Source organism: Campylobacter sp. RM5063 (assembly GCF_024723655.1).
GTDB lineage: Bacteria > Campylobacterota > Campylobacteria > Campylobacterales > Campylobacteraceae > Campylobacter_D > Campylobacter_D lari_D.
In genome coordinates this window covers 1-1,884 of sequence record NZ_JANQDA010000046.1, presented here as the reverse complement: position 1 = coordinate 1,884, position 1,884 = coordinate 1, and the positions used below count along the sequence as shown (strand labels likewise).

The 1,884-nt window shown below is 26.0% G+C and carries 3 protein-coding genes; 1 reads left to right on the top strand and 2 read right to left on the bottom strand.

The features are described from left to right. Positions 1–244: 244 nt before the first annotated feature. Positions 245–463: a hypothetical protein gene (locus tag CAMP5063_RS08240; protein WP_308400690.1), complete on the bottom strand. Its 219-nt coding sequence runs from the start codon at positions 461–463 to the stop codon at positions 245–247. A gap of 296 nt (positions 464–759) precedes the next feature. Between CAMP5063_RS08240 and CAMP5063_RS08235 the strand changes: the two genes are divergently transcribed. Continuing rightward, positions 760–1,164 (top strand): hypothetical protein, encoded by a 405-nt coding sequence (locus tag CAMP5063_RS08235; RefSeq protein ID WP_257929114.1) that lies wholly within the window; start codon positions 760–762, stop codon positions 1,162–1,164. A gap of 18 nt (positions 1,165–1,182) precedes the next feature. On the opposite strand, the gene CAMP5063_RS08230 is transcribed toward CAMP5063_RS08235, so the two are convergent. Beyond that, positions 1,183–1,884 (bottom strand): hypothetical protein (locus tag CAMP5063_RS08230; RefSeq protein ID WP_257929116.1); only part of this gene is annotated, 702 nt, incomplete at its 5' end.

Genomic DNA, 1,884 nt, shown 5'->3' with positions numbered 1-1,884 from the left:
TTATATCTAAAAAATATTAATTAGATATAAAATAAGTGATATTTTTTATAATTTTTTTTAATTTCTTTATTATACCAAATTTGGGATAGAATAAAAACTAGAATAAAACAAACACTTAATAATTAATTACACATACAAATAATTAATATAAATTTTAGAATATTTTGTTAAAATTTATCGTTCGTTATTTTTTAATTTTTTTATTCTACTAAAAGCACACTATTTTTTCCCTTAAAAGAGAAAGTTAAATCTCAGTTCTATATCTTTTTAATAAATGTGTATATCCCATTGTAATTAGAAATTTTCTTAAAGTGTCTCTATGAACACCTATTCTTCTTGCTATTTTTGAATGTGAGTAGCCTTGCTTATCCCATTTTAAAATTTGTTTTAATGCTGGATAGCATGGATTTACTTCAATTCTATTCTTTTTTCCTTTGGGACGCCCTAAAATTGCACCTTCCATTTTTTTCTAGCTAAAGCCTCTTTAGTTCTTTGTGAAATCAATTGTCTTTCAATTTCAGCCGAGAGGGAGAAAGCAAAAGCAATTACTTTTTTAAAATAAGCGATATTAAACTTTTATTGTAATAAGGAAACATCATGATATATGCTTATATAAGAGTTAGCACCATTTAATACCGACATAGAAATTCAAGCTCAAAGTTTGGGTAAAAATTTAAGTAAGAAGATACAAGTATCGGGGTATTTTTTACTTTAGGAACAATTTATAGAGAGGGAGATATAGGTAATTTAGTTGGAAAAGTGGAATCAGATTTGGGATACTATACAAATAATTTTAGAAATTTACATATAACAAAAGTAATAAATGAAGAACCAACGACTGAAGTTATCATTTTTGGTTTTGCAACTAAAAATGACGCAGAAAATGCTAATTTTAGTATAAATTATCAACCTGCTTATGGAGGAAATACGCAATATCCTTTTAAGAAATGGCAATTAGGTGGAAATTACTATATATTACCTGGAAATGGGTATGATGTTTTTGAAGAAAATAAATTTGGGTTAATAGTCGCAGATTTTGGAAATACAGGATTAGGGTATCCACTGGCAACAAAAAAACATAATGGCATATACACTTTTACCACAAACTATAAAGGCAAAATTTATAAAAGTATTTTGCACTTAAACTTAACAAACTCAGAATAACATAAAAGTTATTCTGAATCAATTGATTTGCTTAATTAAAACATATTTTGAAATCTTATTATTATATTTAAAAGTAATATTGTAAGTTCCTCTAGGTATTTCACTTTCTGTAATCAAAATTCCTATAGCATTGGGTCCTAAATCAGAATTATCTAAATTGTAATAATTTCCTGATCCTGCTGTATATTTTGTAACTTTAAAATTTTTATTTCTAAAACCTAATCCGTCTCTATCTACTTCTACATTAACATGTTGTCCTATTAAAGAATCTTCAAAACCAAAGAAATATAAATATTGTCCCTTTTCTCCTATTTTTCCCGTAATATAAGCTGTTTTTCCATCTGAACTATAATATCCAGTGTATCTATTTGAGTAATCACCTATATATAATTTATCAGGTAATGGAGCAATTTTTATTTTTTTACTTAAATTTTTACCCAAACTTTGAGCTTGAATTTCTATGTCGGTATTAAATGGTGATTTTCCTTCGCCATTTAAAAATGCTTTACCTTCTGCATTAAATTTTTGATCTTTTGTTTTAATATTTCCATCACCTTTTACACTCCAAGTTACACTCGCATTTGGTTTTCCACCACTTAGTGTTATTTTAAATGTTTCGTTTGAAGCTATTTCTGTTTTATCACTATCTATTTTAATATTATATTGATATAAATTAATATTTTCACTTGTAAAAGTTTCCATACTTGTAATAGATTTTTT

Excerpts from the sequence above, each read along its gene's own strand:
- CAMP5063_RS08240 (WP_308400690.1), bottom strand. The coding sequence starts at position 463 with ATGGAAGGTGCAATTTTAGGGCGTCCCAAAGGAAAAAAGAATAGAATT.